Origin of the sequence: Halomonas sp. AOP27-A1-41, assembly GCF_052378605.1 — a bacterium.
In the GTDB taxonomy this organism is placed as follows: domain Bacteria; phylum Pseudomonadota; class Gammaproteobacteria; order Pseudomonadales; family Halomonadaceae; genus Vreelandella; species Vreelandella citrativorans.
The window spans coordinates 72641-89762 of record NZ_JBQSXT010000007.1 but is presented as its reverse complement, the minus strand read 5'-3'; the positions used below and the strand labels follow the sequence as shown (position 1 = coordinate 89762).

Here is a 17122-nt window from a genome sequence, read left to right as displayed (position 1 = left end):
GATTCATGGATTGAATCAAGCGACAATCAGAGCGTTAGTCAGGGTAAATTCCAAGGTTGGAGTCCCGCAAAAGGAGTGGAAGCTAGCGCTAGATATTGTCCATAGATGCGAGGTTAGGGCCCTGCCATGGCAGGGCCTAATCTTGTTATGTAGCCCTTGATGAGCAGTCGCGGTTGGCTGGTTTTAAAACTGAATCCGCTCTATTTACGCTTTTAACATTACCCCCGCTCAAATGGTTTTTTCACGATTCTCTTGTCCCACGGCTGATGACCCCTTTCATGCTTTTTAAACGCAAAGGTTGATAACGAGCTTTTTAGCTTGTCCATACAGCGTTTTGTGCCAACATAAACAACTGTTATCTTGCTATTTAGTTGGGTGGCTTTATTTGTGTGGTCGTGATTAAAAATATTTTTTAATCATTCAGCATTTCATGAATTTGGGATGTTTTGGCACTTGGAACACCATCTTGCAGTCAAAGACTCTGACCGCTTCTCACTCTTCAATGCAATGGTATTTACGTTAGTGTGATAATAGCCAAGACAGGTGAGCGGCACCCCCACATCAGGAGAGCGTTATGTCATTTAAAGCAGTTTTAAAAACGGCAGGTATTTTAGGTGTTTCTATCGGTTTGATTGCAAGCCCGCTAGCTTTTGCCCAAAGCTCTATTGAGCGTACTAAAGATCGTGCAGTCGGCAGTGATGTCATCGACATGCCGCAATCCACTAGCACGTCTAGTCCTCACTACTCACCCAGTGAGCTTAATCATAGTCAGCGTGATCATATGAACGGCAATTATGCACCGTCAAGCCAGCGGCAGCGGAATCAGGATGGCACCCAGCGTCGTAACACCCATTCGTTCGAATCGACCGAGTTAAATCACAAAGAAGGCGATAGCCTGGACTGGTAAACCACGACTAAAAGCATTAAAAACCCCGTTAAAGCGGGGTTTTGCGTCTAAAAGCGTAGAAAAAGCATGGCTTTTCAGGTGTTACGAGGGCCGCTGGATCGTAAGCTCATTCGCCGTACGATAATATTGGTCCCACATGAGTACGGCTCCCGCTACGGCCCCCGGAATCAGAAAAAGATTGGCAAGCGGTATCCAGGTAACCAGAGTCACCAGCCCGCCGTAGCTGAGGCTTTGCCACCAGCGCCTGGAAAGCCGTTGACGCATATCCTTGAACGAGACCTTATTATTATCCATAGGATAGTCCAGATAGGTAATGGCCATTACCCATGCGGAGAACAGCCCCCATAGAATCGGTGCAAAGAGGTTGAGCCCTGGAATCCAGCTGATGATAAAGAGGGCAATGGCGCGCGGGGCGATATACGCGAGCTTGACCAGCTCTCGGCCTAGCGCATCAAGCGCCGTTTTGGTCAGCCCGCGATCATCTAGCGGTATACGGCCTGTTTCTTGAATTTCCACTTTAGCCGCTAAAAAGCCGTAAAACGGCGCCGCAATAAAGCTTGTTATCAGGGTAAAGGTGAAAAATACAATGACAATAAGGCTAACCACAAACAGCGGCCAGATCAGCCAGGAGAGCCAATCCAGCCAAGCAGGTACTAATGTCATCCAGTGATCAATCCAGCCCGAAAAGCGCGTAATCACAAAGCTGAACATGGCGGCATAAACAATAATATTGACGAGGATAGGAAGAAAAATATAACGCCGCAGGCCTTTTTGATAGACCAGCCGCGTACCTCGGCTAAGCGCTGTTATTGCATCCAACATTCAAGCAGTCCTCATCAATACAAACGTCCAGGCGGGTGTCCGCCCAGACGTATTGCAAGAGGAAATGCCTCATGGGTCAAGGCTTTTTCGTTACCCTCTGGTCGACGGTGTCCAGGTCGCTATGTCGAATATCGAGCCCCTTCACGAGATACACAACGTACTCCGCCAGGTTGTCGGCATGGTCGCCGACGCGTTCCAACGCGCGCAGCACCCACATAATGCTGAGTATTGAACTAATTGAGCGCGAATCCTCCATCATGAAGGTCATCAATGAGCGCATGGCACTGCCGTACTCATCATCGACCGACTCATCTTCACGCACTACCTTCATCGCCAAGTCGGTATCGAAACGGGCAAAGGCTGTCAGCGCATCGCGCAGCATTTTACGTACATGTTCACTAATATGGCGAACTTCAATTAAGCCACGAACCGTGCTGTTGTTTTCGCTGATCAGGATTGCATTACGCGCAATCTTGCTGGCTTCATCGCCGATACGCTCAAGATCTGAAGTGGCGCGAATAACGGCAAGCACCAGGCGTAAGTCTGATGCTGCAGGCTGGCGGCGTGCCAATACACGGGTGCACTCTTCATCAATTTGCAGCTGAAGGTCGTTCACTTGCTGGTCGTTATCGCGCACTTTTTCAGCTAAGCGGGTATCGTTTTCCAGCAGGGCGAATACGGCATCCTGAACCTGTTTTTCCACCAGGCCGCCCATGGCCATCAGGTGGGTTTTTAGCTCTTCCAGCTCCTGGTTGAACTGGCGCGAGATATGCTGGCTGTGGGTATCGCTCGTAATATCCATTGAGCACTCCTGATGTTGGGTGAGTTAGGCCTGATGATTGACGACTACGTCATGCGGCCGGTGATGTAGTTTTCGGTGCGTTGTAAATGCGGGTTAGTGAAGACCTGGTCGGTAGGGCCGTACTCAACCAGCTCTCCATTGTGTAGAAAGGCCGTGTAATCGGAGACCCGTGCGGCTTGCTGCATATTGTGGGTGACAAGGATAAGGGTTAGCTGTGATTTAAGGTTACGAATCAGCTCCTCAATCTTCAGCGTTGAAATCGGATCAAGCGCTGATGCCGGCTCATCCAGTAGTAGCACATCCGGTTGAACGGCTAGCGTTCGAGCGATGACCAAGCGCTGCTGCTGACCACCTGATAGCTGCCACGCTGAACGATGCAGGCGGTCTTTTACCTCATCCCATAGGGCTGCTGAGGTCAGCGCCCACTCGATAATGTCATCGCGTTGCCGCTTGGGTAGGCGATGCTGTAAACGCAAGCCAAAAGCGACGTTTTCATAGATCGACATGGGAAACGGATTGGGCGTTTGAAATACCATGCCTACCCGGCGGCGTAGCTCGGTCACGTTCATCTGCGCAGCGTAAATATCCTGCCCTTCAAGCTGAATATGCCCACTGTGTTCCACGCTCTCGTTAAGATCATGTAACCGGTTAATGGCACGTAGCAGTGTTGACTTGCCACAGCCTGAAGGTCCAATAAAGGCCGTTACCCGGTGGCGTGGCACACCCAACGTTAAATTACGCAACGCCGATTTCCCCGCATAGGCGAGGTTAAATTGGTCGATACTCAAGGCGCAGTGCTCGGATGAAAAGTGCGTCACCGGCGCCTGTGGGGCATTGGCTATATCTAATGACGCTAGCATTCGCTTCCTCGTTGGCGCCTAAAATAATGACGCAGAAATATGGCAGTTAGGTTAAGCACCAAAATAATAACCACTAAAAGAAGCGCCGTGGCGTAAACCAGAGGCATAGCGGCCTGTACATCCTCGCCATGAAAAGCAGTATCAAATAGATGATAGCCAAGATGCATAAATTTGCGCTCCAGATGCACATAAGGAAACTCACCGTCGACCGGCATTTGCGGAGCTAACTTGGCAACCCCCACCAGCATAAGCGGAGCGACTTCGCCAGCGGCGCGGGCGATAGCGAGAATAACGCCGGTTAGCATGGCAGGGGTAGCCATGGGCAGGACAATACGCGTTAGCATTTCCAAGCGGGTGGCCCCCAGCGCTACTGCCCCCTCACGCTGAGCATCGGGGATACGAGCAAGCCCTTCCTCGGTGGCCACAATCACGACAGGAAGCGTCAATAGCGCGAGCGTTAAAGAGGCCCATAAAAGACCGCCGGTGCCGAACGTTGGCGAAGGCAGAGTATCGCTAAAGAACCAGCTATCCAGCGTGCCGCCAATGCCGTAAACGAATACGCCAAGGCCGAACACGCCGTACACAATAGAAGGCACGCCCGCCAAGTTGCGTACGCCAATGCGTACTAACCGGGTAAGTCGGTTTTGATGGGCAATTTCATTAAGATAAATAGCGGCCAGTACGCCAAAGGGGGTGACGATTACGGACATTAAAATGACCATCAGCACCGTACCGAAAATAGCCGGCCATACGCCACCGCTGGTATTGGCCGCGCGTGGTCCCTCGCTTAAAAACTGCCAAACGTTAGTGCCCCAGGTGTGCGTTTTTTGCCACCAGGACATGGCGTTAGGCGCCAGTGCCTGGCTAACGCTGTCCAAAGGTTGGCGTAACGTCTCGCCCTGTGCCGTGACCAGCAGCAGTTGCCCCGGCGGGCGCTGATTAGCCGGTAGGGCAAGCGCGTTGTTTAAATAGTCCCACGCTTCGCGGCCATGCAGCGATTGTTGAACGGTTTCGACTGCGGCCAGACGACCAATAAAGCTGCCCCACGGGGCACGTTCCAGGCGGATCAGGTCGTGCGGTGTTGTACGTGAGGTAATATCGTCGATATCTACCCAGTGCCAACTGGCGCCGTCTACATCACGGTTACCTTTAAAATAGAGGCGCTCAACCCCGGCTTCCTGAGGCAGTGGTGTTTCGCGAATAGCTTGCCCTGCAACAACGCTACCCGAGCGTAGTGTGATTTCTTCAAGCGTGGCGGGCCAAAAATGGCCTAACCCACGAACAAGCAAGAGTGTAAGTAACGCGCTTAACATTAAAAGTGACAAGGCAACGCTAGCGGCGCATAGCCACGGCCATAATTTATCGAGCCGATGCTTGGAAGCGGAAGCGAATAGGCGGCTCATTAGTAATGCCCCACTTTATGGTAACGGCGGCGCATACGTAAGCGCACCGCTTCGGCCAGGGTGTTTACTAAAAACGTAAATAGAAACAGCACCAGCGCCGCTAGAATCAGGTGATGATAGGTAAACCCGCCGGGGGAGGCTTCTGGGAGCTCAATCGCGATGGCGGCGGCCATTGATCGCATGCCTTCAAAGGGGCTGGCGCTCAGCAGAGCGGTGTTGCCACTGGCCATTAACACAATCATGGTTTCACCTACCGCACGACCCATACCTATCATCACCGCAGAAAAGATACCCGGCCCCGCCGCTGGTAGCGCGACTTTCCATAGCGCCTGCCAGCGGCTGGCCCCGAGCGCTTGGGCGCCTTCCATCAGGGAGGGCGGGACGTCGGCAAGGGCATCTTCGGCAAGGGAGTAAATGCTGGGTATTACCGCAAACCCCATGGCGATACCTACAATCAGCGCATTGCGAGTGACGTAGTCCATGCCCCAGCGCTGTTCTAACCAGCGGCGCAGATCGCCGCCCAGAAAGAGTTGCTCCAGCAAGGGCGTCAACCACACCGCCAGTGCCACCATGCCGATAAGCCAGGGTACAAGCCATAGCCCGGCCCAGGAAAACGGCAGTCGCCTATGCCAGCGAGACGAGGCCATGTACCAGAGTACGCCCGCAAGCCCCGCGCTGATTGGTAGCCATACCAGCAGCACCAGCGTACTGGCCAGGTTTCGCTCCACCCATGGAGCAAGTACTAAACCGGCAATAAATCCCACTACCACGCCGGGCATTGCCTCCATCATCTCAAGAGTCGGCTTAATCCGGCTGCGCAGGCGTGCTGACATGAATAACGCCGAGTACATGGCGGCGCCCAAGGCGATAGGAAGCGCGAAGAGCATCGCCGCCAAGGCCGCTTTAAGCGTTCCCCATACCAGTGGCGAGAGCTTATCGAAGGCAAAGGTCTTATCCAATGCCAACAGCGGCAGCGTTTCCCAAAATAGAAACACGCCAATCGCCAGAATCGCGAGCAGCACCGCGATGCCTCCCGCCGTAATAAGGCCGGTGGCGACACGATTTTTAAACTGGCGTAGCGGCTGATAAGAAGCAGGAACGCGAGGTGGGATCATATCAACATCATAGGGAAGGCATGGCCGTCGCGAAGATGGGTTGCATGGTGAGTTCTCCTTACTCTAAGACACTTTTATGACAATTGGATGATAGTGAGCTACCAGTGTTGCTGATTTGCGAGTTCATCATCGGGCAGCGGTACAAAACCCGCCGCGCGGGCAATTTGCTGGCCTTCTTCCGATAAAATAAACGCTAAAAATGCCTGCTCGGCGGCGGGTAGTGACTCATCTGGCGGTAAATTAACGTAGAGGTAAAGATCGCGTGATAGCGGGTACTCGTTACGCTGAACAGCCTGCTCGCTGGGCGCGATTTCTTCCCCCTCCTCGGTAACAAAGTGCAGCGCATGTACCATCGGTGTCAGGTGATTATATCCGGCATATCCCATGGCGTTGGGCGACTCACCCACGGCCGCGACAACAGCAGAAGAGCCCGGGTGCTCGCTGATGTCGCGGCGGAAGTGGCCATCACACAGCACCTCGTCCTGAAACAACCCATAGGTGCCCGATGCCAGGTTGCGCCCATGTAGGGCGATATTTCCATAGGGCCACTCGTGTGTGGCGGCTAATTCGCTCCAGCGTCTTATCGGCTTATCGGCGCCGCACGCTTGGCCGGTGGAAAAAATGGCATCGGCCTGTTGGCGCGTAATGGCCCGCAAGGGGTTATGACGATGAACGACCAGAATAAGCGCATCTCTGGCCACCTTAAGCTCTAGCGGTGGATAACCGTAGCGATCGATAAACGCTTGTCGCTCTTGGTCATTCATGGGGCGTGACATGGGGCCAAGCCGTGCAGTGCCCGCCGTAAGCGCTGGCGGTACGCTGGCCGAGCCAGTAGCCTGAAACTGCACATTAATCTCTGGATAGCGCACGGCTAGCGCCTCGCCCCAGCGCAATATGAGTCCGGCCATGGTGTCGGAGCCAATCGCACTCAGGGTGCCGCTAACCGGTTGTGGTTGCCCCCAGGCAACTGATGCGAATAGCATTAGTACCGTGGTAAGCGTAAAACACAGGCGATTTTTCTTCCCTGACGACCAACCAATGCGCTTCAAACGTATGCCCTCGTATGATTAACTAATGCCTTATATTGCCATGCAGCAACCACACAACAATAACCCTATTAAGCGACCGACTTATGACACTTTTAGAAACCGACCTGGATGATGCTCCGGCCCCTCAAGGTCTGCTCACACTCAAATTACTGGCTTCTCGACAGGATACCAACCTTTACGGCGATATTTCGGGCGGGTGGCTGGTTAATCACATGGATCAGGCGGCAGAACTGGCAGCCGGTCGTGAGGCCGGCGGGCGTACTGCGACAGTGGCCATCGAATCGATGGATTTCTTAAGCCCTGTGCGCGTGGGTTCCATGGTGAGTGTTTACACTCATGTACAGGAAATTGGCCGCAGCTCTCTTAAGATCGATGTCGAAGTATGGGTGCGTATCCCTCATGGGCGGCGCCTTGAAGAGCGCCAAAAAGTCACTGAGGCGCGTTTCGTCATGGTCGCTCTGGACGATAATGGTCGTATCCGTGCCGTGCATGGTTAAGGCCTGCTGACCCTTCATAAGATGGCACAATGGTTTGCAAAAAAAGGGCGCCTGGGCGCCCTTTTTATCAACCGTGGGTAGCGATTAACCGCCAACGGCATCACGACCTTTCAGGTAGGCATACTCGCCGATATCACTAAACGGGCGGATAAGATTCTGGAAGTTAGCGTACGACTCATAAATGCGCCGTGAGTCTTCATCGCCCTCGACCTGGTTTTGGATCACGGTTTGCGAGGATTCGTAGAGTGCCTGAACAACATCGTCGGGGAATTCGCGTAGCTGAACGTTATGTTCATCAACCAGAGTCTCTAGCGCCTGCGCGTTGCGGTAAGCGAACTCTGTGTACATGGCCAGGTTGGATGCGCGTGCTGCTTCGCGAATAACGTCCTGCAGATCTTCTGGCAAGGCATTCCAGGCATCCAGATTGATCATCGTCTCGACGGTTGCGGTCGGCTCGTTCCACACCGTGGTGTAGTAGTAGTCGGCCACTTGATGCAGACCAAACGCCATATCATTGTAAGGGCCTACCCAGTCGGCGGCATCCAGAACACCCGTTTGCATCGAGGTGAAAATCTCAGAGCCTGGCATATTCACGGTGCTGACACCGATGCCGTTCATGGCTTCACCGGCAAGTCCTGGCAAACGCAGTTTAAGGCCCTGCATGTCATCCAGCGAGTTGATCTCTTTCTTGAACCAGCCCGCCATTTGAGGGCCAGTGTTACCCACTGCGAACGGCTTAAGATTATGCTTGGCGTAAACCTCGTCCCACAGCTCCTGACCACCGCCGTGATACAGCCACGCATTCATCTCAGTCGTTGACATACCAAAGGGCACGGCGGTAAAGAACTGGGCAGCCGGGAGCTTGCCACGCCAGTAATAGGGCGTGGAGTGGCCCATCTCTGCCGTTCCAGCCGATACCGCATCAAACACTTCCAATGCAGGTACCAGCTCGCCTGCGCCGTGTACGCGGATTTTCATACGGCCGTTGGAAAGCTGCTCAACGCGGCGAGCGAAGTCGTTGGCGCCCGTGCCTAACGCCGGGAAGTTCTTCGGCCAAGAGGTCACCATGTCCCAGGTATACGTTTCATCTGCATGCGCGGTCGCTACAAAGGGGGCGGCAGCGACACCGGCAGCACCTAAGCCAGCGGTTTTTAAGAATTGGCGGCGTTGCATGGCGGCTATAACTCCGAATAAATACGATTATTATTGCGTTACGCGTGAGCGTACGTGTCCGCTCGCCAGTATGCGCTAACCCGGTTTTATTGGGCAACCTGTTAAGACACTTCCCCTTAACATAGGCGTTACAGCGGGATTAGCTTGGCAAACCCCAGCACTAGCCACTTAACGCCCTCGCCTTCAAAGCTCACTTGTACTCTGGCGCGTGCGCCTTCGCCTTCGGCATTAAGAATAATGCCTTCACCGAAGACGGCGTGGCCAACACGTTGGCCCACATGCAGGGCAGGTAAGTCGCCATCGCTTTCAACACGCTGCTGCGCAAAGCTTGTGCGGGCGGCGGTTACCGGGCGTGAGATATGGCCGCGCAGGCGAACCTCTTCAAGCAGGTGCGGCGGTAATTCACGCAAGAAGCGCGAGGGGCGAGGAAACACCTCTTTGCCGTGTAAGCGGCGAGTTTCTGCGTGGGTCAGGTAGAGTTTTTGCATGGCGCGGGTAACGCCCACGTAGCAGAGCCTGCGCTCTTCTTCCAAACGCCCCGGCTCTTCGAGCGACATTTTATGCGGGAACAGACCCTCTTCCACACCGGCAATAAATACCACCGGAAACTCGAGGCCTTTGGCAGAGTGAAGCGTCATTAACTGTACGCTATCTTCAAACTCTTCAGCTTCATGGTCGCCCGCGTTAAGCGCCGCCTCGGAAAGAAATGCCTCTAGAGCGGCCATGCCTTCGCCCGCCTCGGGCGTTTCAAACGCATCACCCTGGGTAAAGGCTCGGGCAGCGGTGACCAGTTCTTCGAGGTTTTCGACCCGCGCCTGGCCTTTCTCTCCGCGCTCACTCTTATGGTGCTCAATCAGGCCCGTGTGCTCGGTGACGTGATCGATAATTTCGTAAAGGGTTAAGCCTGCCGCGTCGTTATCCAACTGCTCTATCAGGTTGGCAAACGTCTGTACCGCATTGGCCGCACGGCCCTTTAACGTACCGTCCTGAAGGGCATCATGCAGCGCCTGCCAAAGTGAAATACTCTGTTCGCGCGCGCGCAGGCGCAGAATTTCCACGGTACGTGTGCCAATGCCGCGGGTTGGCACGTTGATCACGCGTTCAAGCGAGGCGTCGTCATCGCGGTTAAGCAGTAAACGTAAATAGGCGAGGGCGTTCTTGATTTCCAGGCGCTCGTAGAAGCGGTGGCCGCCGTAAATGCGATAAGGCATGCCTTGACGAATCAGCGTCTCTTCCAACAGTCGCGACTGAGCATTGGAGCGGTAGAGAATCGCAATATCACGGCGGTTAACGCCTTCATCGACCTTTTCTTTGATAGTGTCGACGATATAGCGCGCCTCTTCCAGGTCGTTAAACCCGGCATAGACGGAAATAGGCTCGCCCTCGATACCATCGGTCCACAGGTTCTTGCCCAGCCGGTCACTGTTATGACTGATCAGCGCATTGGCAGCATCCAGAATGGCACTGGTTGAACGGTAGTTCTGCTCAAGACGCACCGTCTGCGTTTGTGGGAACTCCTCCTCAAACCGGCGAATATTCTCGACCTTGGCGCCGCGCCAGCCATAAATGGATTGGTCGTCGTCGCCCACTGCGGTCATGGGGGTTTGCATGCCGCTCAGCAGCTTTAGCCAGGCATACTGCAAGGTGTTGGTGTCCTGAAACTCATCCACCAATATGTGCCCAAAGCGCTCACGATAATGATTTAAAAGCGCCGGGTTATCCCGCAGAAGCTCAAGACTTCTAAGCAGTAGTTCACCGAAATCCACCAGCCCGCCGCGTTCACAGGTTAATTGATAGCGCTCGTAAAGCTCGACCATTTGCGCCATATAGGCATCGCCGTCCACGTTCACCTGGTGCGGGCGCAAGCCCTCTTCCTTGCAGCTTGAGATGAACCCCTGGACCTGACGCGGCGGAAAGCGCTCATCGTCAATGGCGTAATCTTTGAGCAGCCGCTTCACCAGCCGGAGCTGGTCATCGGAGTCAATGATCTGGAAGTTTTGCGGTAGCCGAGCGTCTTGCCAGTGGGTTCGAAGCAAGCGGTGAGCAATAGAGTGGAACGTGCCTACCCAAACATGGCGCAAGGAGATTCCCTGCAGGGCTTCAAGGCGCGTGCGCATCTCGCGGGCAGCCTTGTTGGTAAAGGTAACTGCCAGTAGCGCATAGGGTGACAGGCCCTCTGCCTGCATCAGCCAGGCAATCCGGTGAACCAGTACCCGGGTTTTACCGGAGCCTGCACCGGCCAGCACGAGAAGATTGCCCCGAGGAGCGCTGACTGCCTCACGCTGGGCTGTGTTGAGCTGATCGAGTATCGCCGTGACGTCGTCCATAAAAGCCGCTGCCGGATCGAAAAGGGGCGGCTAGTTTAGCACAGCAGGCAAACTGGCTGTGCATACAGGCGTTAGTGTACGACGATTTAGTTGTCTTCAGGGTAGCGCAGGGTATTCAGGCTTTTCTTCACCGATTTAAGCTGCTCAGCCAGTTTGGGGCCGCGGGTTTTGGCAACGCCCACGGCGAGCACATCAATCAATACCAGGTGGGCAATGCGAGAGCTGAGTGGCGTGTAAATCTCGGTATCTTCGTGAACATCAATATACAGCGGCAGGCTGACCTCTTCTGCCAAGGGGGAACCGCTGGGGCACAGGCCAATCACTGTAGCGCCCGCTTCACGGGCCAAGCGCACGCTGGCGACCAATGCTTTGGTCCGGCCCGTTTGAGAAATCGCCACCACCACATCGCCCTCTTTAAGGGTCACCGCCGACATGTTCTGCATGTGCGGGTCCGCATAGGCCGATGTAGATATCTGTAAACGGAAAAATTTGTGCTGCGCATCAAACGCGACAGCGCCTGAGGCGCCAAAGCCGTAAAACTCAACCCGATTGGCCATCGTCAGCGCATTAACCGCTTGGCCTAGCGCGTCGTTATCGAGCCGGTCACGTACCGAAAGCAGGGTGCCGACCGTGGAGTCAAAAATACTGTGTGAGAACTCAGCAACGGAGTCACTGTCGTTCATTGAGAACTGCGCGAATTGGCTGCCAGACGCCAGCATTTGCGCTAACTGCAGTTTAAAATCCTGAAAGCCATTGCAGCCCAGGGCGCGACAGAAGCGCACCACGGTAGGCTCGCTAACGTTGGCTTCGGTGGCGAGGTCAACGATCCGCATGTGGATAACCTCGTCAGGATTACGCAGTACAAAGCGTGCCACTTTTTGTTCGGAGCGGCGAAAGTGCTCCATGCGGCGTCTCATCTCATCGAACAGGGCGCGACTCACGTTCAGCTCCTCGATTATCCAGTGCGCGCGTTTTGCACTGCGCGCTTTGCTGTATTTGTCAGCATTTGCCACAGTATGCCTGAGTGATGGCATAAAAGGGCAGCGAAACGATGTTTAGGCATGCGTTTAAAAGGCGTTAACGCATTTCGCCAGGTTTCGTCATCATACTGTCAAGTAAGGTATAGTAAGAAGTGAAGTGTCGCACTGCATCATTCAACAGTCGCCACAGATGCAGGTGGACGAAGACATATTCACCTGGAGGCACGTCGATCATGAAAAACGTCGAACGAATTACCTCGGTCAAAAGCGAGTTGCTGGATATTTTTATGGGCATGGAAGTGGATGAGCATGCTCAGCGCCAGCGTAGCGCCGCACAACGCAATTTACGGGCTCGCCGAGGAATTGAGCTGCATCGGGAGTTTCAGAAGTTATACCGGGATATCGCCCCCCTGCCAGACGATGACGAACGGCAAGAGAGCGAGTTGCACTAACGGCATGTAGCTCGGTGTTTAAGCAGTACCCATATAGTGCTGCCCTGCCAAGCGGCAGGGCGTAGGTATCGCTAGATCAAGCCGGTCAGGAATACGATAATCACACCGAGTGGCGCCACGTACTTGGCGAGTAGATTCCACAAGGTGAAATCGTAGATATCTAACCGCAGCTCCTTGCGCGCTTCTTCTTTGTCCAAACATAGCGAGAAGAAGATAATCGCGCCCAGACCCGTCAGCGGCAGCAAAATCTTGCTGGTGAAGGTGTCGAGGAAGTCAAAAATGTTGAGGCCGAATAACAGTACGTCGGACCACACATTAAATGACAGCAGCGCCGCCACACCGAGTACCCACACCGCAATACCGCTCGCCAGTGTCGATCCTACCCGGCTCAAGGGCGTGCGCTCTTCGATTGTTTCAACGACCGGTTCCAGCAGCGAGATAGCCGACGTAATTGCGGCAAACGTCAGCAGCAGGAAGAACATCAAACCGAGAATAGTGCCGCCCGCCATGTTGCCAAAGGCCAGAGGCAGCGTTACGAAGATGAGTCCTGGACCTTCGCCTGCGCTTAGCCCGTTGGCGAACACAATGGGGAAAATCGCAAGACCTGCAAGCAGGGCAATGACCGTATCCAGGATGATAACGGTACGCGCTGTGCTAATCAGATTGACGTCTTCGCCCAGATAAGAGCCATACGCCATCATGATGCCCATACCCAATGATAGGGTGAAGAAGGCTTGGCCCATCGCCGCTAGTACGACACCACCGTCCAGTGCACCCCAGTCAGGGCTGAACATGAACGCAAGTGCTTCACCGAAGGAGCCGCTTGTTACGCCATAGCCGACCAGAATCAAAAGAAGCACGACCAGCGCAGGCATCAGAAGTCGTGAAGCGGCTTCAAGCCCCTTGGTCACACCACGCGCCACGATACCAATGACCAGCACCATGAACGCGGTGTGCCAAAGTAGAAGCGTTGTAGGGCTGCCCAGCAGGTCGCCAAAAATAGCCCCGACGGCATCAGCATCCTGGCCGTTAAACGTCCCGATCACCGACCCCAGCGTGTAATTGAGTGACCAGCCGCCGATAACACTATAAAAAGATAGAATTAAAAAGGCCGCCAGAACGCCACTAATACCGATAGTTGCCCAAGCCCTGGAGCGCCCGTGACGCGTAGCAAGGTCGGACATGGTGTTAATCGGGTTTTTCTGGCCCCGGCGACCAATCATCCATTCTGCTACCAGAATGGGCAGGCCAACCAGCGTTACGCATGCAAGATAGACCAGAACAAAAGCAGCGCCGCCGCTTTCACCGGTCATATATGAGAAGCGCCAGATATTCCCTAAGCCTACCGCTGAACCGGCAGCGGCAAGCACAAAGCCCATACGCGATGACCATTGTGCATGTGCAAGTTTTGCCATACATCACCTACTGTTAGTTGAATTGTAATAAGCCGCTATGCGTCCCATTTACGCATGTTCGAAAAGCACAGACGGCTCTGCGCTTTTCAAAGAGTATGCGCAATTTATCCGATCAAGAGGCCCCGTGCCAGTTAGGTTAAATTAATATTAGCTTAAAACAACAGGTTTTGTGCCTCACCTGGAAAGTCGCTAAGCGGGGGGAGGTCGGCAAGTTCGCCAAGCGCATTGTATAACTGACGTGCCATCTCGGGAGACTCGCGATTATCAGCAGTATGCACAAATAAGAAAGGGGTTTTCCCCTGACTTATCCACAGGTTGAGGCGGGCTTTCCAGGGGGCGAAGTAGTGCGTATTAATCGTTTTGTCAATATGGCCAATAAAGCGAACGACCGGAAAATTACCTGTGGAAAGCACGTGTAACGGGAGTTTCGGCTTTTCCTGCTGAGCATGGGCAAGCCCCGCGTGGCCCTCGGCAGGGGTTGAAAAGACAGGTCGTACATCCAGCATTACACGGTTGGCACAATAAGTTATCAACAATTGGTTAAGGGCTTTTTCAGCCGCGCCTTTGTGGAAAAAAGCAGGATGACGAACTTCAACCGCGCATGGTAAGTGAGCGGGCCAGGCAGCCAGTAAGGCCTCTAGCTTTGGTAGCTCATCGGGACCAAAGTCGCGCGGTAGCTGCACCATGGTAGGGCCGAGACGATCATGCAGTGGCTCAAGTGCGGCTAAAAAGGACCAGACATCATCCAAATGGGTAAGCCGCTGGTCATGGGTGATACTGGCAGGTAATTTAAAACAGAAGCGAAAATGAGCAGGTGCCTGGCGTGCCCAGGCGGCAACGGTCTCTGCTTTTGGCGCACCGCTATAAAAGGTCGTATTGCCTTCCACGCTTGAAAATACGCTGGCATAGTCGCTGAGCAGATCTGTCTTGGCGTGGCGGGCATACAGGCTGCCTTGCCAATCCTGGTTGGCCCACATGGGGAGGCCTAGGTAGAGGGGGAGGGTCATACGCCAACGAGCCTGCTGCATTTATAAAGCGTACTAATGTAGCATGAATAGATGTTTTAACGCCGCCGTATAACGGGTCGATAGCCCTCAATAACAGACAAGGAAATCCAATGCCGACTACGCCACGTGTCCTGGTGCTCCATGGCCCTAATCTTAATTTGCTGGGTGCTCGGCAACCGGAAATCTACGGTGCTGCAACGCTTGATGACGTCAACAGTCTGTTACTTGAAAAGGCGACGACTGCGGGGTGGAAAATTGACTGCCTGCAGAGCAATCATGAAGGCGTGCTGATTGATGCCATTCATGCGGCAAGGCTGGATGGAACCCTAGCGATCATTATCAATCCAGCCGCCTATACGCATACCTCAGTAGCCATTCTGGATGCGCTCAACGCTTTCGATGGGCGGGTCATTGAAGTGCATATTTCCAATGTGCATAAGCGCGAGAGTTTCCGGCATCACTCCTATATTTCGCTGCGCGCGGACGGTGTGATTGCGGGGCTAGGCATACAGGGATACTTGGCGGCAATGGATGCTGTCGTGAATGGCGTTTGTTAAGCGAGCTTGTTGGCTGGTGCTATCGCAGCCAGTCTTGGGTGGGCAAGATTATAAAAAGGTAGGCGTTTTAACTGGGAATGTGTGCATGCTTTGGAGGGCCGTGGTCAGTGTAAAAACAGATAACGTTCCCTGTCATACCGCTAGGTATGACAGGGAACGTTATTGATCCTACCAAAATGATCTGCAGACACACGTCTTCTCTTGTTGGCCAGCTTTTACCTAACACTCAATCGCATTAACCGCCAAACCACCCTTGGACGTTTCCTTATATTTGTCCAGCATGTCTTTGCCGGTATCACGCATGGTGCGGATAACTTTATCTAAAGAGATAAAGTGAGTGCCGTCGCCGCGCAAGGCCATTTGGGCGGCGTTGATCGCCTTGACGGTGGCAATGGCGTTGCGCTCGATGCAGGGCACCTGAACCAGCCCGCCTACTGGGTCGCAGGTCAAACCAAGGTTGTGTTCAAGACCTATTTCAGCCGCGTTTTCGACCTGCTCAGGCGTAGCGCCCATGACCTCGGCCAAGCCAGCGGCGGCCATGGCGCACGCTGAGCCCACCTCGCCCTGGCAGCCCACTTCGGCGCCGGATATGGACGCATTTTTCTTGCACAGAATACCGATGGCACCGGCGGCAAGCAGGAAGTCCACCACATTGCGGTCATTGGCACCCGCCTGGAACTTCATGTAGTAGTGCAGCACGGCGGGAATAATACCCGCCGCCCCGTTGGTCGGGGCCGTGACCATGCGCCCGCCCGCGGCGTTCTCTTCGTTCACCGCCAGGGCAAAGATATTGACCCACTCCATGGCGGAAAAGGTCGTGGCGATCAGGCAGTCGTTCTGCTCGGCCGCCTGCAAGCGCTGATGCAGCTGCCTTGCCCGGCGTTTAACGTTAAGCCCGCCGGGCAGCACGCCTTCGTGGGTCAGGCCGTTATCGATGCACTCGCACATGGCGTGCCAGATGCGCCACAGCTCGTCTCTCACTTCCTGCTCGCCGCGCCAGGTTTTCTCGTTCTCCATCATCAGGCGGCTGATGCTCATGCCTTCACGCTTACAGATGGCGAGTAGTTCTTCGGCGGAGTTGAAGTCGAAGGGGATCTCGGCGGTGTCCATGTCTTCAAGCTTGGCATCTACCTGGTTTTGGTCAACCACAAAACCGCCGCCTACCGAGTAGTACGTGTTGGCGGTCAGCAGGCTGCCATCTTCGGCAAAGGCGCAAAGTTTCATGGCGTTAGGGTGATGGGGCAGGCTCTCTTCATGAAAGATAATGTCCTGGTCCCATTCAAACGTGACATCTTTCTGGCGCCCCAGCGATAGGCAACGCGTCTCTTTCAACGCCGCAATCGTGGTGTTGATAATTGAAGGATCGATGGTGTCCGGGCGTTCGCCCAACAAGCCCATGATAATGGCATGGTCGGTTCCATGGCCGATGCCCGTGGCGGAAAGCGAGCCATACAGATGCACTTCCAGGCGGCTCACCTGGTCGAGCAACTGGCTATCGCGCAGAACGGCCGAAAACTTGAAGGCCGCCATCATGGGGCCGACCGTGTGTGAGCTGGAGGGGCCGACGCCAATTTTGAAAAGGTCGAAGACACTAATAGGCATGGAAGACCTCTGAATGGGAAATAAAAAGTCGACTCACCCAACGTTGGACAGGGGAATCGCGAATTAATGCCGCGTAACCTGGTCCTGGCGTCGATTAATGAGCAGACTTGATGATTGTTCTGTGGATGAAAGGAGTAGCGTCAAGCAAGCGCGG

Annotated in this window: 16 protein-coding genes; 4 read left to right on the top strand and 12 right to left on the bottom strand. The window is 54.3% G+C overall.

What is annotated here, in order from left to right; genetic code table 11:
- Nucleotides 1-574 precede the first annotated feature (574 nt).
- The gene (locus tag ACT3TC_RS06895; RefSeq protein ID WP_444639573.1) at nucleotides 575-907 is read left to right on the top strand and encodes a hypothetical protein; all 333 of its coding nucleotides are present in this window, start codon (nucleotides 575-577) and stop codon (nucleotides 905-907) included.
- Between the two features lie 81 nt (nucleotides 908-988).
- Here ACT3TC_RS06895 and cysZ read toward each other — a convergent pair whose 3' ends face one another.
- From cysZ to ACT3TC_RS06865, 6 genes are all read right to left on the bottom strand, one after another.
- Nucleotides 989-1729, bottom strand: coding sequence for a sulfate transporter CysZ (cysZ, locus tag ACT3TC_RS06890; RefSeq protein ID WP_172116799.1), 741 nt, complete (start codon nucleotides 1727-1729; stop codon nucleotides 989-991).
- A gap of 76 nt (nucleotides 1730-1805) precedes the next feature.
- Entirely contained in the window at nucleotides 1806-2531 is a 726-nt protein-coding gene (gene phoU, locus ACT3TC_RS06885) for a phosphate signaling complex protein PhoU (protein ID WP_192526818.1), read from the bottom strand.
- A gap of 44 nt (nucleotides 2532-2575) precedes the next feature.
- Nucleotides 2576-3391, bottom strand: coding sequence for a phosphate ABC transporter ATP-binding protein PstB (gene pstB, locus ACT3TC_RS06880; protein ID WP_444639572.1), 816 nt, complete (start codon nucleotides 3389-3391; stop codon nucleotides 2576-2578).
- The gene (gene pstA / locus ACT3TC_RS06875) at nucleotides 3385-4794 is read right to left on the bottom strand and encodes a phosphate ABC transporter permease PstA (RefSeq protein WP_444639571.1); all 1410 of its coding nucleotides are present in this window, start codon (nucleotides 4792-4794) and stop codon (nucleotides 3385-3387) included. The genes pstB and pstA overlap by 7 nt, the downstream gene beginning before the upstream one ends.
- Nucleotides 4794-5909 carry an ABC transporter permease subunit gene (locus tag ACT3TC_RS06870; RefSeq protein WP_193056994.1) on the bottom strand — a complete coding sequence of 372 codons (1116 nt, stop codon included), beginning with the start codon at nucleotides 5907-5909 and terminating at the stop codon, nucleotides 4794-4796. The genes pstA and ACT3TC_RS06870 overlap by 1 nt, the downstream gene beginning before the upstream one ends.
- 98 nt (nucleotides 5910-6007) lie before the next feature.
- A complete protein-coding gene (locus tag ACT3TC_RS06865; RefSeq protein ID WP_444639570.1) occupies nucleotides 6008-6892 on the bottom strand; it encodes a PstS family phosphate ABC transporter substrate-binding protein in 885 nt (294 codons plus the stop codon).
- A gap of 149 nt (nucleotides 6893-7041) precedes the next feature.
- Here ACT3TC_RS06865 and ACT3TC_RS06860 point away from each other — a divergent pair, with 149 nt between their 5' ends.
- Entirely contained in the window at nucleotides 7042-7455 is a 414-nt protein-coding gene (locus ACT3TC_RS06860; RefSeq protein WP_087110319.1) for an acyl-CoA thioesterase, read from the top strand.
- An 84-nt stretch (nucleotides 7456-7539) separates the two neighbouring features.
- Here ACT3TC_RS06860 and ACT3TC_RS06855 read toward each other — a convergent pair whose 3' ends face one another.
- From ACT3TC_RS06855 to hexR, 3 genes are all read right to left on the bottom strand, one after another.
- Nucleotides 7540-8628: a TRAP transporter substrate-binding protein gene (locus tag ACT3TC_RS06855; RefSeq protein WP_172116804.1), complete on the bottom strand. Its 1089-nt coding sequence runs from the start codon at nucleotides 8626-8628 to the stop codon at nucleotides 7540-7542.
- Between the two features lie 128 nt (nucleotides 8629-8756).
- Nucleotides 8757-10955, bottom strand: coding sequence for a DNA helicase II (gene uvrD / locus ACT3TC_RS06850; protein WP_444639569.1), 2199 nt, complete (start codon nucleotides 10953-10955; stop codon nucleotides 8757-8759).
- A gap of 86 nt (nucleotides 10956-11041) precedes the next feature.
- A complete protein-coding gene (hexR, locus tag ACT3TC_RS06845; protein ID WP_172116806.1) occupies nucleotides 11042-11896 on the bottom strand; it encodes a transcriptional regulator HexR in 855 nt (284 codons plus the stop codon).
- A 272-nt stretch (nucleotides 11897-12168) separates the two neighbouring features.
- On the opposite strand from hexR, the gene ACT3TC_RS06840 reads away from it, so the two are divergent.
- Entirely contained in the window at nucleotides 12169-12387 is a 219-nt protein-coding gene (locus ACT3TC_RS06840) for a PA3496 family putative envelope integrity protein (protein ID WP_087110325.1), read from the top strand.
- 71 nt (nucleotides 12388-12458) lie between these two features.
- Here ACT3TC_RS06840 and ACT3TC_RS06835 read toward each other — a convergent pair whose 3' ends face one another.
- Both ACT3TC_RS06835 and ACT3TC_RS06830 read right to left on the bottom strand, forming a co-directional pair.
- Nucleotides 12459-13802, bottom strand: a complete 1344-nt coding sequence (locus tag ACT3TC_RS06835; RefSeq protein WP_444639568.1) for a sodium-dependent transporter — start codon at nucleotides 13800-13802, stop codon at nucleotides 12459-12461.
- 152 nt (nucleotides 13803-13954) lie between these two features.
- A complete protein-coding gene (locus tag ACT3TC_RS06830; protein ID WP_444639567.1) occupies nucleotides 13955-14809 on the bottom strand; it encodes a DUF72 domain-containing protein in 855 nt (284 codons plus the stop codon).
- Nucleotides 14810-14919: 110 nt separating this feature from the next.
- Between ACT3TC_RS06830 and aroQ the strand changes: the two genes are divergently transcribed.
- Nucleotides 14920-15366 carry a type II 3-dehydroquinate dehydratase gene (gene aroQ, locus ACT3TC_RS06825; RefSeq protein ID WP_172116809.1) on the top strand — a complete coding sequence of 149 codons (447 nt, stop codon included), beginning with the start codon at nucleotides 14920-14922 and terminating at the stop codon, nucleotides 15364-15366.
- Between the two features lie 219 nt (nucleotides 15367-15585).
- On the opposite strand, the gene ACT3TC_RS06820 is transcribed toward aroQ, so the two are convergent.
- Complete coding sequence (locus tag ACT3TC_RS06820; RefSeq protein ID WP_444639566.1) at nucleotides 15586-16968, bottom strand: L-serine ammonia-lyase; 1383 nt, start codon at nucleotides 16966-16968, stop codon at nucleotides 15586-15588.
- Nucleotides 16969-17122 lie beyond the last annotated feature (154 nt).

What these genes read in the sequence shown, in the direction of transcription:
- pstB (WP_444639572.1), bottom strand. Translation starts at nt 3,391, where the DNA reads ATGCTAGCGTCATTAGATATAGCCAATGCCCCACAGGCGCCGGTGACG.
- cysZ (WP_172116799.1), bottom strand. Translation starts at nt 1,729, where the DNA reads ATGTTGGATGCAATAACAGCGCTTAGCCGAGGTACGCGGCTGGTCTAT.
- ACT3TC_RS06830 (WP_444639567.1), bottom strand. Translation starts at nt 14,809, where the DNA reads ATGACCCTCCCCCTCTACCTAGGCCTCCCCATGTGGGCCAACCAGGAT.
- ACT3TC_RS06855 (WP_172116804.1), bottom strand. Translation starts at nt 8,628, where the DNA reads ATGCAACGCCGCCAATTCTTAAAAACCGCTGGCTTAGGTGCTGCCGGT.
- ACT3TC_RS06860 (WP_087110319.1), top strand. Translation starts at nt 7,042, where the DNA reads ATGACACTTTTAGAAACCGACCTGGATGATGCTCCGGCCCCTCAAGGT.
- pstA (WP_444639571.1), bottom strand. Translation starts at nt 4,794, where the DNA reads ATGAGCCGCCTATTCGCTTCCGCTTCCAAGCATCGGCTCGATAAATTA.
- ACT3TC_RS06835 (WP_444639568.1), bottom strand. Translation starts at nt 13,802, where the DNA reads ATGGCAAAACTTGCACATGCACAATGGTCATCGCGTATGGGCTTTGTG.
- uvrD (WP_444639569.1), bottom strand. Translation starts at nt 10,955, where the DNA reads ATGGACGACGTCACGGCGATACTCGATCAGCTCAACACAGCCCAGCGT.
- ACT3TC_RS06820 (WP_444639566.1), bottom strand. Translation starts at nt 16,968, where the DNA reads ATGCCTATTAGTGTCTTCGACCTTTTCAAAATTGGCGTCGGCCCCTCC.
- ACT3TC_RS06870 (WP_193056994.1), bottom strand. Translation starts at nt 5,909, where the DNA reads ATGATCCCACCTCGCGTTCCTGCTTCTTATCAGCCGCTACGCCAGTTT.
- ACT3TC_RS06895 (WP_444639573.1), top strand. Translation starts at nt 575, where the DNA reads ATGTCATTTAAAGCAGTTTTAAAAACGGCAGGTATTTTAGGTGTTTCT.
- ACT3TC_RS06865 (WP_444639570.1), bottom strand. Translation starts at nt 6,892, where the DNA reads ATGCTATTCGCATCAGTTGCCTGGGGGCAACCACAACCGGTTAGCGGC.
- ACT3TC_RS06840 (WP_087110325.1), top strand. Translation starts at nt 12,169, where the DNA reads ATGAAAAACGTCGAACGAATTACCTCGGTCAAAAGCGAGTTGCTGGAT.
- phoU (WP_192526818.1), bottom strand. Translation starts at nt 2,531, where the DNA reads ATGGATATTACGAGCGATACCCACAGCCAGCATATCTCGCGCCAGTTC.
- aroQ (WP_172116809.1), top strand. Translation starts at nt 14,920, where the DNA reads ATGCCGACTACGCCACGTGTCCTGGTGCTCCATGGCCCTAATCTTAAT.